This window comes from Iodobacter arcticus, from assembly GCF_042664895.1.
Classification (GTDB): domain Bacteria; phylum Pseudomonadota; class Gammaproteobacteria; order Burkholderiales; family Chitinibacteraceae; genus Iodobacter; species Iodobacter arcticus.
In genome coordinates this window covers 1-17,753 of sequence record NZ_JBHTBQ010000002.1, presented here as the reverse complement: position 1 = coordinate 17,753, position 17,753 = coordinate 1, and the positions used below count along the sequence as shown (strand labels likewise).

Here is a 17,753-nt window from a genome sequence, read left to right as displayed (position 1 = left end):
TGCTTAGGGATAAATCACCGGGGTAGATTGTGTAATGCCGTTCACTTAAGGCATTGGTTTTGCTTCCCCCTTAGAAAAAGGGGGATTGAGGGGGATTTGCCTTGAGTTTTTTGCTTATTTTAAGCCCAACATCAACTGCAAATCCCCCCTAGCCCCCTTTACAAAGGGGGAAACTCAAACAAAACCGCTTAAGTGAACGGCATTAGGGTAGGTTGTGCGGATTTTTTGAGCGATGGCGGCGGGGTAATGCCCATCGACATATAGATACTGGTGAGCTTATCTACACCGATATTGGCTGGACGTATCCATTCCTTGGGGATGTAGAGCAACCCTCCACCAATCGGCACAGGAGCCGTGGGCACTAAAACGGCTTGATAGATGCGGCCTTCGATTTCGATGGGTTCAGGATTGGGCATCAGGGCGAGGACCGCAACGCCATCGCCGCCAAATAAGCACCACACTGGGCTCATCGAGCCAATATCTGCGTCTTCTTTTTGATCAAGTAAGCCAACAAACCGATCTGCCGTATTGTACAAAGCACCAATCACCGGAATTCGTCTGATTGTTTTATCAAGCAAATAGGCAAGATGCCTTTTTAGCTTGGATTGCACAATAATCCCTAACGGGTAAATCCCGCCAATCAGCATGGCCCAGCCGATTAAATAGCCCAGAATAGGGTGATCAACGATGGGCTGGCCCATCAGGGCAAATAGTTGCCCAACCATGCTTTGTGGCCCAAGAAAATTATTCAGCATCTTTGCCACCCACGCCAGCAAAGCCATCGTAAGTAAAAAGGGCAGCAGGGCTAATAGGCCAGCCAGCCAGGTGGTGACGACACTTTCAAGGCTACGCTTGATCATTGAGTATTCCGGTGAGCTAAAAATTGGTGCCGCCATTCTAACTCCCAATCTGTTTAGGCTGATAGCTCAAAGCCTAGCTGCTGGCAAAATGATCAGATTTACCTATTTTTCACTTTTTTTAGGTAAATTTAGCAGGTAGAAAGGGCTTCACAATGTGCCCTCTCTGGCAAAAATAGCTAATGATCTCTTGTTGCCATTGCGATGATCGTGCTTGATTTACAGCCAGCCAAAGTAAGCAAATCTCTTGCTTTTAAAGGCGCTCCAGCCGGTTGGATGAGGTATAGGGCGGCTTTAGTTTGGGCGGGTGTGCTGTTTATCGGGCAAGACTTAACTGGCATTGTGGATAAGAGTTGTCGGCTGTAGTTAATGCAACTTGATTGCAATATGGGGTGGGCACATTCAAAACATCAGGTAGAATTGCGCTTCCAGAAAATAAACCCTACATAGCCATGCGCATCCCTCGTTTATTCCGCTTTACCGTCGTCTATATATTGGCCTTTATTGCCCTAGGGATCTTGATCCGGCTTGGTTTTGCTACTGCTTTTGGCAATCAAGCCGATCCTTTGCCCGGCCATTTATTGGCGGAATCTTTATTGTTGGGCGCGCGTTTTGATTTGCGCCTGGGCCTGTTAAGCCTTGCACCGATGTTGCTACTGGGTGGCTTTAATCTGACAACACCCTTTAAAGAAGGGCTGGCTAGGCGGCTATGGCTGGTGTGGTTTGCGCTGGTATTTGCGGTACTGATTTTTAGCCATATGGTCGACTTTGCCCATTATTCATACTTGGGGGTCAAGCTTTCTGCCAGTGTGCTGAATTTCTTATACAACTTGGATGAATCAGCCGGCATGGTTTGGTCTACTTATCCTGTGGGCAAGCTAACACTGGTCTGGGCCTTGTCTGTAGCTTTGCTGACATGGGGCGTGGCAGGCTTGATGCGTTGGGTTTCGCATTTTGCAGGCTGGGAAGCAGGTAAGTGGAAAACATCGCTACTGGTGCTGGTGTCTTTACTGGCTACTTTGCTGGGAATTCACGGCAAGTTTTCGCAATACCCGCTGCGCTGGAGCGATGCTTATTACACGACCAATAGCTTTGCCGCCGCTGTGGCGCTGAACCCGGTTTTAAACTTTTTCGACACCATGTCGTATACCAAAGACACCTATTCGATTGACGATGTGAGGGCGGCCTATCCTGCGATGGCCGCGTATTTGGGCGTGGATAAACCCGATGCGAAAACGCTCAATTTTGAGCGCCATATCCAGCCTAAGGCCAATGCTTTTAAAGGCCAGCCAAATGTGGTGATGGTTTATTTGGAATCGTTTTCTGGTTATAAAACTAGCCTTTATGGCAACCCTTTAGAAACCACGCCTTTCTTTACCCAAATGGCCAAAGAAAGTATCTGGTTTGATAATCTCTATACCCCGCACTTTGGTACGGCACGTGGCATTTTCGCTGGCTTATCGGGTGTTCCTGATGTGGATTTAAGAGATACCTCTAGCCGTAATCCGGCCGCAGTGAATCAAAATGTATTAATTAATGCCTTTAAAGGCTATGAGAAAGATTACTTTATTGGCGGGAGCACCACTTGGGCCAATGTACGCGGCGTGTTGACCAAAAATATTGATGGCTTAAAAATCCACGAAGAGGGTAGCTATAGCGCGCCACGTAATGATGTTTGGGGTATTTCGGATAAAAATTTATTCTTTGAAGCCAATAAAGTATTCCGTGAGAAAAAATCGCCATTCTTTGCCGTAATTCAAACCTCAGGCAATCATCGCCCATATACCATTCCGGCGGAAGACGTTGATTTTAAATTAAAAAATCCGAGCATCGCCGAATTGCATGCCAATGGCTTTGCTGCGGTGGATGAATATAATTCATTCCGCTATATGGATTACTGCATCGAAAAATTTATGGAAACGGCTAAAAAAGAGGCTTATTTCGATAATACGGTGTTTGTATTCTTTGGCGATCACGGCATTCGCGCTATGGGCCACGATGTAGGCCCCAACGTGCCGCGCGCGTTTCAGGATTTAAAGCTGTCTTCGGTGCATACGCCCTTTGTTCTTTACGCGCCTAAGCTATTAAAGCCTGCCCGCTACGACAAAACCGCTTCGCAAATCGATATCCTGCCCACCATCGCTGGCCTGTTTAATTTGTCCTATATAAATAAAGGCATGGGCCGCGATTTACTTGATCCGCGTTTTGATGCTTCTCGCTTTGCCTTTACGATTTACCCCGATGAAGGCGGCGAGATTGGTATTCTGGATAAAGACTGGTATTACATTATGCAAGTCAGCAAAAAAAGCGGTGGCCTGTTTGATATGAAATCCAATACGCCATCGGTGGATAAAGCCAGCGAGCATCCAGAGATTGCAGCCAGAATGAAGCAGCAATTAAGGGATTACTACACGGTGTCGGACTATATGCTGACGCATGGTGGGGGGAAGTAATTAGTTATGAGGGAAGTTGTAGTTAATTCTCTCAACTTAAGCAAAACCTGCCGGGGTGATGTTTTCGTAGGTTGGGTTAGCGGGGGTGTTCGCCGATTTTGGGCGGACAACCCTGCGTAACCCAACTCTTAGGCGCGAAAGCATGTTGGGTTACGCGATATATCGCTGAACGAGGTAAACCTCGCACGCAGACTGCTAACCCAACCTACGAATTCCTCATAAACTGATAGGACTGTAAGCCCTATGCTAGTCGCAGCGATAGAAAGCCAGATCTCTGGGGCTCAAAAGATTTAAAGTCCACAAAACAACTTAATTCAAACCCTGTTTTTCTCCGTGAGACTCCGTGTTCTCTGTGCCCTCCGTGGTTCAAAATTTGGGTTTTACTATGTAAGCAGCCAATAAAAACGCCACCTCATCAAGGTGGCGTTTGTGTCTGCAGGCGTAAATTAAGCTGCTTCAATCAATAATTCGATTTCCACATTTTCATCAGAATACTGAATCTGCGCTAATAGTACGGCGTCGACCATATTGGCGAAGTTTCTTAATACAATCGAGCGGGCCAGCGCGGGGCCCATGCAGCGGCGAAATTCAGGCACGTAGGCAAGTGCGCCCACATTATCGTCCAGCAGGGCTTGTTCGTTATCGCTGATGATGCCTTTGATCTCTTTGCGAATATCTTTTACTTCTTTAAATAGCTCGCTAGATACCTCGCATAGTGCGGCAAATTGCAGGGTAATGTGGCCGGTGTTGCTGCTGCTTAGGGCGCGGGCCAAGGTTTTTGAGATTTGGCTTAATTCTTGAATATCATGCGCGCTGATTTGTAGCCATTTTGGGTAGCGTTCTTTAATGCTGGCAATGGCTTGGCGAATGCCGTCGTTTTGGCGCAGGCCTTCGGGTAGCTGGCTGCATGCTTGGGCAATCAGGGTGTATGTTTGACTCATATAAATGGCTCCTCTTTTTATTAAAATGGGATAAGGTCGTTGCGCCCTAGCCGCGGCTTTAGTTTGCTAGAAGTAAGGCGGACTACTTATACCTGTTGCTATTCTAATGACAAGCAGCTCAGGGTAAATAATTAAATGGTTTGATCTGCTGATTCCGCAGGTTTTAATCTGGTGGTGTATTTTTTTTAGCATTTTTCAAGTTAGGTGTAGACGTACTTAGTTTTTTATACTATTATGCGTCCCTCTCTGCTTCTGCTGAAGCAAGCATTTGAATGCCGACATGGTGAAATTGGTAGACACGCTATCTTGAGGGGGTAGTGACTTCGGTTGTGAGAGTTCGAGTCTCTCTGTCGGCACCATCTAATAGAGAAATAAAAAACATAAAACGCCTGATTCTTATAAAAGAATCAGGCGTTTTTGCATTTGCGCGGCAGCTGATAAGATAGGGGCTTAATTCCTAACCGACACAAAGATATGAGCCCATTCTGGAGCCCTCTGGTCACAACGCTTACTCCCTACGTGCCGGGAGAGCAGCCAAAACTAACAAACCTCATTAAACTCAATACCAATGAAAATCCCTACGGTCCCTCGCCTCAAGTATTGCAGGCGATGCAGGGCGAGCTGGCCGACACGCTTAGGCTTTATCCCGATCCAAATGGCGATCATTTAAAAGCGACGATTGCTGATTATCATGGCGTGGAAAAATCACAGGTGTTTTTGGGTAATGGCTCGGATGAAGTCTTGGCTCATGCTTTTGCCGCACTGCTAAAGCATGATGCGCCGCTATTATTTCCTGATATCAGCTATAGCTTTTACCCGGTGTATTGCGGCCTATACGGCATTGAGTATCGCCAAGTGCCGCTTGATGCTGATTTTGGCATCAATATTGATGATTACGATCAGCCCTGTGGCGCAATTATTTTCCCCAATCCCAATGCCCCGACTGCCAAATTACTACCTATTGATACAGTAGAAGCTTTATTACAGCGCCACCCTCAGCAAGTGGTGCTGGTGGATGAGGCGTATATCGATTTTGGCGGGCTCAGCGCTATCTCGCTTGTGAATCGCTATCCCAATCTACTCGTGGTGCAAACGCTGTCTAAATCGCGCTCTTTGGCGGGTTTAAGGGTGGGCTTTGCGGTGGGTCACGCAGATTTAATAGAAGCCTTAGAGCGAGTTAAAAATAGCTTTAATTCCTATCCCTTAGATAAAGTAGCCTTGGCGGGTGCAGCGGCTTCTTTTGCCGATGAGGCGTATTTTCAGCAAACGTGCCAAGCTATTATTGCGACGCGTGAGCATCTAAGCCAAGTCATGGCGCGGATGGGTTTTGAAGTATTGCCCTCGGCCGCTAATTTTATTTTTGCCCGCCATGCTGATTATGATGCGGCGCAATTGGCTGCGGCATTGCGTGAACGCTCGATTATTGTGCGGCACTTTAAGCAGCATCGTATTGATCAGTTTTTACGGATTAGCATAGGCACGGATAAAGAAAGCGCTGCCCTGATAGAGGCCTTACAAGAGTTGCTGCCTTTCTAAAGGTCATTAATAAGCTTGCTTAAGATTGTTTGAGCAAGCTGGGGAGTTTAAATCTATAAATTGAGTGTTATGCCTTTCTTTGGTACTTAATATGATTGAACTTCCTGCTGGTGGTTCTGCCGCACGCAATCCAGATTTAGATTGGAGCCAGGTGCGCGAAACCATGTTGATGCTAGGCATTGCGGTTGCCCAAGTCAAACACGCGGTGGCAGAGAGCAATGCATCGCTCAATGCCCTCGCGTTTTCTTTTGCCGATACCCATGATCGTATTGAAGCCTTGCGCAATGATCTGTTGGCGCAAGCGTCTTCCTTACCAGCGCAGCTTGATTTAGATGGCAAGATTGCAGAAATTGGCCAGCGTAATATGCAGGCGGTGATCTCCTTTCAGTTTTATGATCGATTATCACAACGCTTAGACCATGTTTGCGGCACGATCAGTGGGTTGGCTGAGCTGGTTTCTGATCGCAATCGCCTTTATGTGCCGTCGGAGTGGATGGCGCTGCAAGATCGGATCCGCTCGCAGTATTCGATGGAGCAAGAGAAAAAACTATTCGACGATATTTTAAATGGCATGGATATCCGCCAGGCTCTTTCTTTGGCGGCCAGCATGGTGCCTGTGCAGAGCGAGGAAAACAGCGGGCCGGAATCAGGGGATATTGAGTTATTTTAAATGAGCTTGAGTTTGATATGAAAATGGCCGGTCTATAAGAGAGCGGCCATTTTTTGTGTGCATATTATTTATTTTGCATGGGGTGCAAAATAAATACGGGACATATTCTGGGTAGTTCATCCCATGGCATGCATACGCCGTGGTTTATTTCTTTTTTGCTTCGTTAATTTGCGCGCTTGCTTGTGCGGCTGCATTGCCAAAAGTAGTCACGGGCGTGGTGGCTACTTTATCTTTCTTTGGTTTTTTAGTTTCGCGATTGCTGCGCGCCTGACCCTTAGCCATGATATTTATCCCTGCGTTATGCCATTTGGCGGAGCTAGCCTACGCGATATTGGGATGAAAGGGGGAAAGCATTGCTTGAATGTGATTAGTAAGGGCTTAGGCTTAGTGGGTGATGGGGGGGCAATACTAAGGCCAGCATAAAGCTGGCCTTAGTTTTTTTAAAATAACTCGGATGCGTGAACACGGCTACTGAGCAACAACAGGGAAGAATCGAAAATCATTTTTCTGGCTTTTCTCCGTGAAACGCTGTGTTCTCCGTGGTTCAAGATTTAGGTTTTCGCAAACGGTTATTTAAAGCTGGTTTAAGCCGCTACCGACATCATCAAGCTATTTAAGCGCTTAACAAAGGTGGCCGGGTCGTCCAGCTGTGCGCCTTCTGCCAGTTGGGCCTGATCGAACAGAAGTTCGGTCCAGTCGCTAAAGCGTTCGCCTTCCAGCTCGGCTTTTAGTTTTTTCACCAGCATATGTTCTGGGTTGATTTCCAGAATAGGCTTGCTGCCTTTGACATCTTGGCCGGCAGATTTCAATAGGCGCTCAAGGTTGGCGCTCATATCCTGATTTTCTACCACGATGCAAGCTGGGCTGTCGGTCAGGCGATTGGTGACACGGACGTCTTTTACTTTGTCGCCCAGTACCGCTTTGACTTTATCCAGCACGTCTTTTAGCTCGCTGGCGGCGGCTTCTTGTTGTTGTTTCTCTTCTTCGTTTTCGAATTGAGAAAGATCCAGCTCACCTTTGGTGACGGATTGCAGCTTTTTGCCGTCAAACTCGGTTAAGCCAGAGATCATCCATTCGTCAACGCGCTCACTCATCAGCAGCACTTCGATGCCTTTCTTGCGGAAGACTTCAAGGTGCGGGCTGTTTTTAGCTGCAGCAAAGCTGTCGGCAGTAATAAAGTAGATCTTATCCTGGCCTTCTTTCATGCGGCCCACATAGGCTGCAAGGCTGACATTTTGCTCGGTGCTATCGCTGTGTGAGGAGGAAAAGCGCAGTAAGGCTGCAATGCGGTCTTTATTGGCGAAATCTTCGGCAACGCCTTCTTTCATCACGCGGCCAAATTGCTCCCAGAAAGTCACATACTTGGCTTGCTCGGCTGCATCGTCAGAATTAGCCATAGATTCGAGCAAACCCAGCACTTTCTTCACGCAACCTTGCTTAATTTGCTCGATATCTTTGCTGTGTTGCAGAATTTCACGGCTCACATTCAGTGGTAAGTTGCTGCTGTCGATCAGGCCGCGAACAAAGCGCAGGTATTGTGGCAGCAGTTTTTCTGCGTCTTCCATGATAAATACGCGGCGCACATAGAGCTTGATGCCATGGCGGCGTTCACGGTCGTGCATATCAAACGGTGCGCGCTGAGGGATGTACAGCAGCTCGGTATATTCCTGCTTGCCTTCTACGCGGGCATGGCTCCAAGCCAGTGGCGCTTCAAAATCGTGCGACACATGTTTGTAGAATTCGGTGTATTGCTCGTCGCTGATTTCTGACTTGGCGCGTGCCCACAGTGCGGAAGCTTGGTTAACCGCTTCAACGCCCTCTGCCGGGGTGACATTGCCTTCATCATCGTAGCCAGCGGTTTTAGGCATAAAGATTGGCAAGGTAATGTGGTCGGAATACTTGCGGATAATCGAGCGAAGGCTCCAATCGGATAGATATTCGTCTTCGCCTTCTTTCAGGTGCAGTACGATTTCTGTACCACGACCTTCTTTTGCTACTTCTTCCAGCGTAAATTCGCCGTCACCTAAGGATTCCCATTGGGTAGCGGTGGCTTCACCCGCGCGGCGTGAGGTCAGCGTCACTTTATCGGCCACAATAAACGCCGAATAAAAGCCCACACCAAACTGGCCGATCAGGTTGGCATCTTTCTGTGCATCACCAGAGAGCTTGCCAAAGAATTCTTTGGTGCCAGAGCGGGCAATCGTGCCGATGTTTTTAACCACTTCGTCACGGCTCATGCCGATACCGTTGTCGTTTAACGTCAGCGTACGTGCTTCTTTATCAAAGGAAAGGCTGATCTTTAACTCGCTATCATCCCCGTACAAGCTTGCATCATTCAATGCTTCAAAACGCAGCTTGTCGCAAGCGTCGGATGCGTTAGAGATCAGCTCACGCAGGAAAATCTCTTTATTAGAGTAGAGAGAGTGGATCATCAGCTGTAAGAGCTGTTTAACTTCGGTTTGGAAGCCCAGTGTTTCTTTTGCCATTGAAGTGCTCTGCTTATTAAGTGAACAAGGATGTTTTGATAAATGGGGCCAGCCGGCTACCGTTCAAGCCCGCAGGGCGCTAAATTTAAACATCTTGTTCAGACCAGCGGTAGCTGCTGATCAGCATTTTTAGCTTGATTAAATTAAACCATCGTTGGGTGAGAGGATGCTGGTACTCTGTGGCAGACTTTGTCTTAGATTACGTCTGGCCAAAATCTTGGTCTGTGCTTCTGGCGGAAGATCTGTCAGTAATAGTAAGTTTTTACGAATAAGTGCGTCGATGACGTCTTCAATAACACGAATTAAATCGCTATCTAATGAATGAAATAATTCAGTGTTAGCAGGAGCACCTATAAAACTCACCAGTTCTGGCGCATTCAGCGAAATAAACTCGCTGGCGGTTGCATGGGTGTCGCGAAAAACAGCGCTAATGTGGCCGTTTGAATCTCGTGAGATGTAGGGCATGGTGGATCCTTAAATAATGATGAGCTGCGTATTTAGTTTAAGCGGACTGGGAAAAAAGTATATATGAGCGTTTACACACTTGAGATTTTAAAGGCTGACGCAGCAAATAAGCGAAAGAACGCTCCACCTTTACTTATGATTCATGGCGCTTACGCAGGCTCTTGGTGCTGGGAAGGGTATTTCCTGCCTTATTTTACAGAAGCAGGCTGGGATGTATATGTGCCCAGCTTACGCGGCCATGCAGGCAGCATGGGCAGAGAAAAGCTTGATCATTTTGGTATTGATGATTATGTAAAAGATATTTTGGACATGATGGCTACGTTGCCAGAGCCACCGATTTTAATCGGGCATTCGATGGGCGGTCTTGTGGCGCAGCGTGTGGCAAAGCAGGCCAAGGTGGCGGGGCTGGTGCTTTTGGCTAGCGTGGCCCCCTATGGCGTAGCGGCTTCGTTTGCTCATCTGGTGGCTTCGCAGCCCAATTTGCTGTGGGATTTAGGCCAGTTTCAGTGGCAGGGGGCAGCCGCAGCGGGCAACCCAAGCTTTGTGCGCGAGCTTTTGTTTTCATCTAAAACAGATCGGGCGATGGTGGATTATTTTGCGGCGCGGGCACAGCCAGAATCAATGCGCGCCCTGACCGAAATGGCGATCCCGCATCCCTTTGCCGGGTTTAACTGCCCTAAATTACCTTGCCTGGTGCTGGGGGCAGGGGCCGATCAGCTGATTCCGCCGAGCGACAGCCACGCTTGCGCCAGTGCTTGGCACACCAAGGCCATTATTATTGAAGATTGCGGACACGCCATGATGGCGGATTTCCACAAAACAGAAGTGGCCAAAGAAATACATGAGTGGTTGGAGCTGACGTATCCAGAGGATTAAATCCACTCCTGAATCTATGAGGTGTGATCTTGTAGGGCGGGTGTAACCCGCGGGCAATATGGAGAAGTACGTGGGTTGCATCCCATGTGCACTAAGCAAAGTCTAAAAGGCCTTTTTAGTGCCTTCGGCACGTTGATTTTGGAGCGGTAGCCACCGCGGGGGCCTTCCTTTCTTGCTTCGCCAAGAAACGAAGCCAAGCGACAACAGCATAAGCACGAAGGCCCCTGCTGCGGTCCAATTGGGTCGGCGGCGGGCGGGATTGGCTGGATCCTCGCTTCCGAGTGTTTCAAGGGAACTTTAAAAAGCCCTATGCAGAGAGCGTGATTACTGTGTTTTTTCTCGGTGTGCTTCGTGTTCTTACCGATCTTTGTGTCTACAGAATTTTTTAGAAAACGTAGTGGAGTTTTAAAGATGGGCGAAAAAATAAAGAAAAGCGATGCAGAGTGGCGTGAGCAGCTCAGTGCCGAGCAATATCGGGTAGCCAGAGAGGGCGGCACCGAGCGGCCGTTTTCGGGCGAGCATTATCGCCAAACAGGCAGCGGCAAGTATCTCTGCATTTGCTGTGGCGCGGTGTTATTTGAATCAGAGCGCAAATTTGATGCAGGCTGCGGCTGGCCTAGCTTTTGGGCCGAGGCGGCAGGGGCCAATATTCAGCGGATCAGGGATGGCAGCCATGGCATGATTCGGGTGGAAGTGCGTTGTAGTAGTTGTGATGCGCATCTGGGCCATGTTTTCCCTGATGGCCCTATGCCTACGGGCGAGCGCTATTGCATTAACTCGGTATCGATTGAATTTAAGCCTCACGGCAGCGATTAGTTGTTATTTTTTACGGCAATCGCTGGTACAGCCTGAACCACCTTAAGCAGTAAAATTCTCCCCCTTATTCAAAGGGCTCTATATGCAAACACAGCTGGTTAAGATGCTGGCGATTAAACCGCAGCAGGGCATTCCGTGGAGACGGGTGTTGCGGGTGATGATTGCGGTTGGCTTACCGCTTGCGATTGCGCTGGTACGCGGCGAGTTTTTACCAGCGGTGTATGGTGCGGTGGCTGGGTTTTACACCATGTTTGTTGATAATGGCGGTAATACCTCGGAACGGATCACGGTGATGGTGTATATGACCGTTGGCATGCTGTTGGCGGGGATTGCCGGAGTAGCAGGGCATTATGTGCAAGGTGCGCCGTTGGCTTTCTTGCTGGCGTTTGCGATTTTTACGGGTTGGCTGCAAGGCGCGGGTAACTCAGTAGAAATGATGAGCAAATACTGGCTGATTGCTTTCTTGTTTGGTGATAGCGCCCCCTTACTTTCCCCCTTAGCGGGCACCTATTTATTGCTGGGTGGTGCTTCAGGCATTCTCGCGGTTTTATTAGATCGCTGCCTATTTCGTGCGCCAGAGCCTAAAAATGGCCCGATGCTGTATGAAGCCATGAGCCGTATTTTGCGGCGCAATCATAATAATTCTATTTTTGCTTTTTACTTTGCCACCAAAGTGGTTTTGGCTTATTTAATTGGCTATGGCCTTGGGCTTGAGCGTGCCTACTGGGTACCGCTGACCGTGGTGCTGGTGACGGTTTACGATAATAAGCTCACGATTGATCGCATGGTGCAACGTTTAATTGGCTCAATGATTGGTGCTTTATTGGGCTGGGCCGTTTTGCATTTTTTCCAAGCCGAATGGCAACTGGCGGCGATGGTGGTGGTATTAGCCGCGGTGACGCCGATTTGCTTGGAGCGCAATTACTGGCTGGCGGTGATTCCGATTACCGCATTAGTGATGGTGCTGCTAGATTTTGGCGGCGAGCATCATACTTTGGTGCGGGCACGGGTTGAAAACACCATTATTGCCTGCGTGCTCTCCGGTCTTGGTTCCTTGTTGTTTATTCGTTTTAAGCCTGCCGATTTTGATAAGCGCGGCAAGCCCATCGTTTAATTCCTCCTTTTATTGCAGCTAAAGCCTTGTTGTCTGTAAAACACAATCGTGTTTTACACGCGAGCGGCTGCCCGTCGTCCCTGTATTGAGGTGAAGATATTCTTTAAGCTGACTCGTGCGAGGAGTAAGTGCTTGATAGTTAAAGGTAAGGTTTGAACTTATCCTGCTTCTCATCCATGCTGAGTTATGAATATGATTATATTCAGCAATGGGGAGCCATCATGAAAGGTCTTGTATTTAATGAGTTTATTAATTTTGTTGAATCCGAGCAGGGCATTGTTGCGGTTGATGAAATGATCTCGGTGGCTAATCCTGCTTCGGGTGGCGCCTATACGGCTGCAGGCTACTATGACTTTCAAGAGTTGATAGCGATGGTAGTGGCTCTATCGACACGCTGCGGCACGCCTGTGCCAGATTTGGTGAGGGGCTTTGGTCAGCATTTATTTGGCAAACTTGTGGCGCAGCGCTCGGAATTATTACGGGCTATGCCCGATGTTTATACTTTTTTAGAAAGTATTGAAGGGCAGATTCATGTGGAAGTACGCAGAATTTACCCTGATGCAGATCTGCCCAAGCTGGAAACCGAGCGGCGTGCAGATGGTTCTTTGCGATTGCGTTACCGTTCCCGTCGCCATTTGGCAGATTTAGCCGAAGGCATGATTGCGGGCTGTGTGACGCACTATGGCGGAAAAACCAAAGTAAGCCGCACAGATTTTGCTGATGAGGGCGAAATGCAAGTGGCGGAGTTTATTGTGTATGAGGCTTAGCCATGAGTGAGGAGCTTGAAGGCGTATTACGCCGCGCAATCGAGCGAGAGAAAAAAGCGCGGCAATATGCTGAAAGTTTAGTTGAGGAACGTACAGAGGCTTTAAGGCTGGCGTATGAAAAGCTGCGAACGGCAGAAGAGCAGGAGTTTTTTGATGTGCTCTCCAGAATGCCCTGCGCTGTGCTATTGGCACAAAATAGCGGGGAAGTTGCACTGGCTAATCCGGCTGCCGTAGAGTTATTAGGCTTTGCACAGGAGTCAGATCTGATTGGCCGCAATTGGCTCAGCATGGTGGTGGATGATGCCATTGATCCGATGAGCGAGGGGCTGCAGGAAGACGCCGCTATTTTGATGCGCAGGGCCAATGGCGAGTTTTCGGCGGTACACATTATTATTGGCAGTAGCGCTTTTTTGGGTAGTCCGGCGCGGATTATTATCTTGCACGATGTGTCTGAACAACGCCGCCTGCATCAGCAGCTTCGCTATCAGGCCACTCACGATGGGCTGACTGGTTTGCCTAATCGCCAGCGCCTCTTAGAAAGACTGGGCCAGTATATTGCCTCAGCCAGAATGCATGGCGCAGGTCTGTGCGTGTTTTTTATTGATCTGGATAAATTCAAATTTATTAATGACAGCATGGGCCATGCCGCTGGCGATGTGGTGCTGTGTGAAGTAGCAAGGCGCTTGCAGGCGCTTCCTTTGGCTGGTGGTGTAGCGGCAAGGCTGGGTGGAGATGAGTTTGTGGTGGCCGTACCCACCCGCAGTGTGCTGGAGCGCAGGCAAATGGCGCAGGTCTTGCTGGATGTGATGCTGCAACCCATCCGGGTGGATCGAATTGATCAGGTGTTGGGCAGTAGTATTGGCGCAGCACAATATCCGGAACATGGTTGTGATGCAGAGATGCTCTTAAAGCGCGCCGATATTGCCATGTATCACGCAAAAGAAAGCGGCGGCAGTGCAGTTTGTTATTTTACCGAGCATATGCAGGAGGCGCTGGATTCGCGTCTGCTTTTAGAAAGCCGCTTGCGCTATGCGATTAGCCATGACGAGCTGGTTTTGTACTACCAGCCACAGGTGGATTTAAGCACCGGCATGCTGGTCAGTGTTGAAGCATTGGTACGCTGGCAATCGCCCGATTATGGCCTGCTGTTTCCCGGCGCATTTATTGCCCTCGCTGAAGAAGTAGGCCTGATCCGCGATATTGGTGCATGGGTCATGGTAGCGGCTTGCCAGCAAATTTTGCGCTGGCATCAGGAGGGGTTGGGTTGGGTAAGGGTGGCCGTGAATGTATCGCCCCTAGATCTGGTTAACGACGATATTGTGATCAGAGTGGCTAGCACGCTTGCCAGCCATGGTATTCCGCCAGAGTGTCTGGAGTTGGAAATCACCGAAAGCTTATCCATTAGTGACCCGGAAATGGCCTTGGATATCATTGGCCGTATTAAAGCGCTTGGGGTGGCGCTGGCGATTGATGATTTTGGAGTGGGCTATTCTAATCTGGGTTATTTAAAGCGCTTTCCGGCTGAACGGCTTAAAATTGACCAGTCTTTTGTACGCGGCTTAAGCCAGAGCCCACACGATAAAGCCATCGTGGCCACGATTATTCAGCTGGCCCGTAGCTTATCGATGCAGGCCTTGGCTGAAGGCGTAGAAACCGAAGAGGAAGCTAGAATTTTATTCGAGCTGGGCGCACATCTGATTCAGGGCTACTGGATTTCAAAAGCTGTGCCCAGTAAGGAGCTGGTGGTGATGCTGCGGCAAATGTGTGTGCTGGATACTAAAAAACTACAAGCTATTGTTTCCCCGCTGCGTGTTTTGGTGATTGATGATAACCCGATTATTCTTGATGTGATTCAGGCTATTCTGACAACTTTACCCTTAGATGTGCACTATTTAGATTGCGCCGAAGCGGCATTAGAGTGCCTTGCTGAGTATCAGTTTTCTGCCATTATTTGTGATTACCAATTACCCGGCGAAGATGGAATATCCTTTTTGGCAAAAGCCAAAACGCTTCAGCCTACTGCCGTGCGTATTCTGATTACCGCCAGCACCGATTTAGCCGTTCTGCGCGAAGCCATCAATATCGCCCGTGTAGAGCACTTCTTGCAAAAACCATTTGATCCGGCGCAGCTGATTGCATTAATGAATACTTTGCGTGCTTAGTTTTATATTGGAATGCAGGATGACTGTATCCTTTCGGCCGCTAAATCAGTAAGGCATAAAAAACGCCTCAAGATCTCTCTTGAGGCGTTTTTTTATGAGGTAGAGCAGGGCTTAGAGGCCCAGCTTACCGTGTAGTTCTTCTGCTTTGCTGCATGAACCTGCCAGAATAATCCCGATCAGTGCAAATACATACACGATTACAGAAGAATTCAGCGCCCATGAAAGGCCGTAGTTCGAGAAGATATACGCTGAAACAGAAGCAAAAATCAGTGTACCGACCGAACCGCAAGTCAGAATGGTTGAGATCAGGCTTGGTGGCGATACTTTCACTTGCAAGCTGCCGTAGCTAATCAGGCCAGAGTAAATACCTGAGTTAAAGAAGCCAAAGCAAACCAGTGCAACGCCGATCACGGTGGCTTGTGGCACGTTAGCAATGATTGCGATGCTGGCTGTGCCCACGATGGCCGAAGCAATTAGGAAGGTGCGCAGTTGCACATAGCGCACAGTGTAGTGGTTCAGCCACAGGCCAGTAGCCTTAGAGCCCCAGTACAGCGTAACGTAAAGTGCAGCAGTATCTACAGGCAGCTTTACTGCATCTTGCAGATAAGTGGGCAGCCACATGGTGAACACCAGCTCGGCATAAATAAACGCAAAGGCCGCGAAACACACGTAGTAAATGGCTTTGCCCCAAGGCTCTTTCACTGCAGTGCCGTCTTCCGATTTAACTTCACGCTCTACGGTTGGGAATTTCGCTTTAGCGATCAACACAATCAGAAGCAGAGAAATAGCCGACATCAGGAAGTACATTACCAACCAGCTGGCGTTGTGTTTAAACAGATAGCCCAGAATCACCGGCAAGACCACACCTGCAAAGCTGAAGAAAAAGTCGGTGAAAATCAGGCTGGATGAGCGATCTTTAGGATCCGGATTAATCCGCACCACTAAGTAGCTACCCACGGCCATGGTGATACCAGCCGCAGCACCAATCATCAACACGGTAAAGCCAAACAGCGTGATCGAAGGTACAACAGTGAGCACAACGGTAAGCGCGATGGTGACGGCAGAGGCAATCGCCAGCAGTGATTTGATGCTGTATTTTTGCATCAGCACGCCACCCACTAAAATTGGCACAAACAAGCCAAAGTTGAGCAGGGTAAACATCTGGCCGATAAAGCCAGGATCTTTATTAAACGCGGCGGATACCGGGCCAAGTACCAAGCCCAGCGTGGTGATTAAAGCGCCGGTAAAGAAATAACATACATAAGCGATCAGATTTAATCTGCGTTTAGAATCTTTTTGAACGTCCATGATTACAGAGCCACCACAATGTTTTTAACCCACTTAGAAAACTTCTCGGATACGCTATTGGCCACATCCACCACGGCTGCATGGTTGTGATGCGTTTTAGCTAGGCCGGTCGCCATATTGGTAATGCAAGAAATGCCCAGCACTTCCATACCAAAGTAATTCGCCATAATGACTTCATAAACGGTCGACATCCCTACTGAATCTGCGCCGTAGGATTGAACCATTTTAATTTCAGCGCGGGTTTCGTAAGTTGGGCCAGTCATCTTCACATAGGTGCCTTTCTTAGGCGCCACACCCGATTCAGCCGCTAGCGATTCAGCCAGTGCGATCAAACGTGGTGAGTAAGGCGCAGTTTGATCTAAGAAACGCGGGCCTGCTGCATCGTCGTTTTTGCCGATCAGCGGGTGATTGCCGGTCAGGTTGATATGATCGTCGATGATCATGATGTCACCTGCGGTAAAGCTAGGGTTGCAGCCACCTGCCGCATTGCTGACGATCAGCTGCTTGATGCCCAGTTCTTTAAACACAGCGATCGGGAAAGTGACTTCTTGTGGGGTGTAGCCTTCGTAGTAATGAAAGCGGCCTTCCATAATCAGTACGTTTTTACCGTCTGCTACTTCAGCAATCGTCAGCTTGCCCTTATGGCCCGCCACGGAGGATTGTGGGAAATGGGGAATATCACCATAAGAAATACTTTCTAATACCTTAACGATTTTGGTGAAGTCGCCCAGACCTGAGCCCAGAATCACTGCTGTTTCTGGGATGGCATGAGTAAAGGCTTTTTGCAGATGAGCAGCAGAAAGTTTAGCTTCTTCATGACGAACGTTATTCATGGTGGGAATCCTGTTGTTTGATTATTGTGTGTGTTTTAAAAGTAATATGGTTTTTTTTAGCTCTGGTGTATTTGTAATCGATTGATTTAAAGTCTGGATTGTTTTAAATCAAGTCTGTCTGATTCAGATTGTACGGGATTTTGTTTGCTAAATGAACCTATAGACTCGTGGTCGATTTTTTAAAAGGGGCGATTCTCTATTATCAGTTATCGATCAGGCATAAGGTGAAGTAATTACATTGATGGGGTAAATAAAAAATAATCCTTTAAATACAGTGAATTAGTGTTTGTGACTTGCCGACGAATGTGGGCTTATTTCTGTGGCTTATTGATGTTAATCAATGGTGTTTAAATAATGGCTTCAGTATTTTTTACCTGATTATGTCTCTTGCTCAGGAACCCTTGATTTAGCCATTCGCGCGGCGTAAAGTGAACGAACGTTCTATTTTGCGGAGGTGGATCATGCCCAT

General features: G+C 48.3%; 15 protein-coding genes and 1 tRNA gene. 9 read left to right on the top strand and 7 right to left on the bottom strand.

All coding sequences use genetic code 11. From position 1 onward, the window contains the following. Positions 1-188 precede the first annotated feature (188 nt). Positions 189-896, bottom strand: a complete 708-nt coding sequence (locus ACFQNF_RS00885) for a DUF502 domain-containing protein (RefSeq protein ID WP_380185417.1) — start codon at positions 894-896, stop codon at positions 189-191. A 413-nt stretch (positions 897-1,309) separates the two neighbouring features. Between ACFQNF_RS00885 and ACFQNF_RS00880 the strand changes: the two genes are divergently transcribed. Continuing rightward, positions 1,310-3,310 (top strand): LTA synthase family protein, encoded by a 2,001-nt coding sequence (locus tag ACFQNF_RS00880; protein ID WP_380185415.1) that lies wholly within the window; start codon positions 1,310-1,312, stop codon positions 3,308-3,310. Between the two features lie 446 nt (positions 3,311-3,756). On the opposite strand, the gene ACFQNF_RS00875 is transcribed toward ACFQNF_RS00880, so the two are convergent. Then, entirely contained in the window at positions 3,757-4,251 is a 495-nt protein-coding gene (locus ACFQNF_RS00875; RefSeq protein WP_380185414.1) for a hypothetical protein, read from the bottom strand. 274 nt (positions 4,252-4,525) lie between these two features. Between ACFQNF_RS00875 and ACFQNF_RS00870 the strand changes: the two genes are divergently transcribed. The 3 genes from ACFQNF_RS00870 (at position 4,526) to ACFQNF_RS00860 (ending at position 6,457) form a co-directional block, all read left to right on the top strand. Further along, positions 4,526-4,610, top strand: a tRNA-Leu gene (locus ACFQNF_RS00870). A gap of 115 nt (positions 4,611-4,725) precedes the next feature. Then, positions 4,726-5,787 (top strand): histidinol-phosphate transaminase, encoded by a 1,062-nt coding sequence (gene hisC, locus ACFQNF_RS00865; RefSeq protein WP_380185412.1) that lies wholly within the window; start codon positions 4,726-4,728, stop codon positions 5,785-5,787. A gap of 91 nt (positions 5,788-5,878) precedes the next feature. Further along, the gene (locus ACFQNF_RS00860) at positions 5,879-6,457 is read left to right on the top strand and encodes a hypothetical protein (RefSeq protein ID WP_380185410.1); all 579 of its coding nucleotides are present in this window, start codon (positions 5,879-5,881) and stop codon (positions 6,455-6,457) included. Positions 6,458-6,601: 144 nt separating this feature from the next. Here the strand turns inward: ACFQNF_RS00860 and ACFQNF_RS00855 are convergent, their stop codons facing one another. The 3 genes from ACFQNF_RS00855 to ACFQNF_RS00845 form a co-directional block, all read right to left on the bottom strand. Then, positions 6,602-6,739 carry a hypothetical protein gene (locus ACFQNF_RS00855; protein WP_380185409.1) on the bottom strand — a complete coding sequence of 46 codons (138 nt, stop codon included), beginning with the start codon at positions 6,737-6,739 and terminating at the stop codon, positions 6,602-6,604. A 302-nt stretch (positions 6,740-7,041) separates the two neighbouring features. Continuing rightward, positions 7,042-8,943, bottom strand: a complete 1,902-nt coding sequence (htpG, locus tag ACFQNF_RS00850; RefSeq protein WP_380185407.1) for a molecular chaperone HtpG — start codon at positions 8,941-8,943, stop codon at positions 7,042-7,044. A 138-nt stretch (positions 8,944-9,081) separates the two neighbouring features. Beyond that, on the bottom strand, positions 9,082-9,408 hold the full coding sequence (locus tag ACFQNF_RS00845) for a hypothetical protein (RefSeq protein ID WP_380185405.1): 327 nt from the start codon (positions 9,406-9,408) through the stop codon (positions 9,082-9,084). 63 nt (positions 9,409-9,471) lie between these two features. Between ACFQNF_RS00845 and ACFQNF_RS00840 the strand changes: the two genes are divergently transcribed. The 5 genes from ACFQNF_RS00840 (at position 9,472) to ACFQNF_RS00820 (ending at position 15,143) form a co-directional block, all read left to right on the top strand. Beyond that, on the top strand, positions 9,472-10,284 hold the full coding sequence (locus tag ACFQNF_RS00840) for an alpha/beta hydrolase (RefSeq protein WP_380185403.1): 813 nt from the start codon (positions 9,472-9,474) through the stop codon (positions 10,282-10,284). 411 nt (positions 10,285-10,695) lie between these two features. After that, positions 10,696-11,100, top strand: a complete 405-nt coding sequence (msrB, locus tag ACFQNF_RS00835; protein WP_380185402.1) for a peptide-methionine (R)-S-oxide reductase MsrB — start codon at positions 10,696-10,698, stop codon at positions 11,098-11,100. An 82-nt stretch (positions 11,101-11,182) separates the two neighbouring features. Next, positions 11,183-12,214, top strand: a complete 1,032-nt coding sequence (locus ACFQNF_RS00830) for an FUSC family protein (RefSeq protein ID WP_380185400.1) — start codon at positions 11,183-11,185, stop codon at positions 12,212-12,214. A 221-nt stretch (positions 12,215-12,435) separates the two neighbouring features. Then, on the top strand, positions 12,436-12,981 hold the full coding sequence (locus tag ACFQNF_RS00825) for a heme NO-binding domain-containing protein (protein WP_380185398.1): 546 nt from the start codon (positions 12,436-12,438) through the stop codon (positions 12,979-12,981). 2 nt (positions 12,982-12,983) lie between these two features. Further along, positions 12,984-15,143, top strand: coding sequence for an EAL domain-containing protein (locus tag ACFQNF_RS00820; RefSeq protein WP_380185397.1), 2,160 nt, complete (start codon positions 12,984-12,986; stop codon positions 15,141-15,143). Between the two features lie 111 nt (positions 15,144-15,254). Here ACFQNF_RS00820 and tsgA read toward each other — a convergent pair whose 3' ends face one another. Beyond that, a complete protein-coding gene (gene tsgA, locus ACFQNF_RS00815) occupies positions 15,255-16,451 on the bottom strand; it encodes an MFS transporter TsgA (RefSeq protein ID WP_380185396.1) in 1,197 nt (398 codons plus the stop codon). A 2-nt stretch (positions 16,452-16,453) separates the two neighbouring features. Then, positions 16,454-17,284, bottom strand: coding sequence for a purine-nucleoside phosphorylase (locus ACFQNF_RS00810; RefSeq protein WP_380185395.1), 831 nt, complete (start codon positions 17,282-17,284; stop codon positions 16,454-16,456). Positions 17,285-17,753 lie beyond the last annotated feature (469 nt).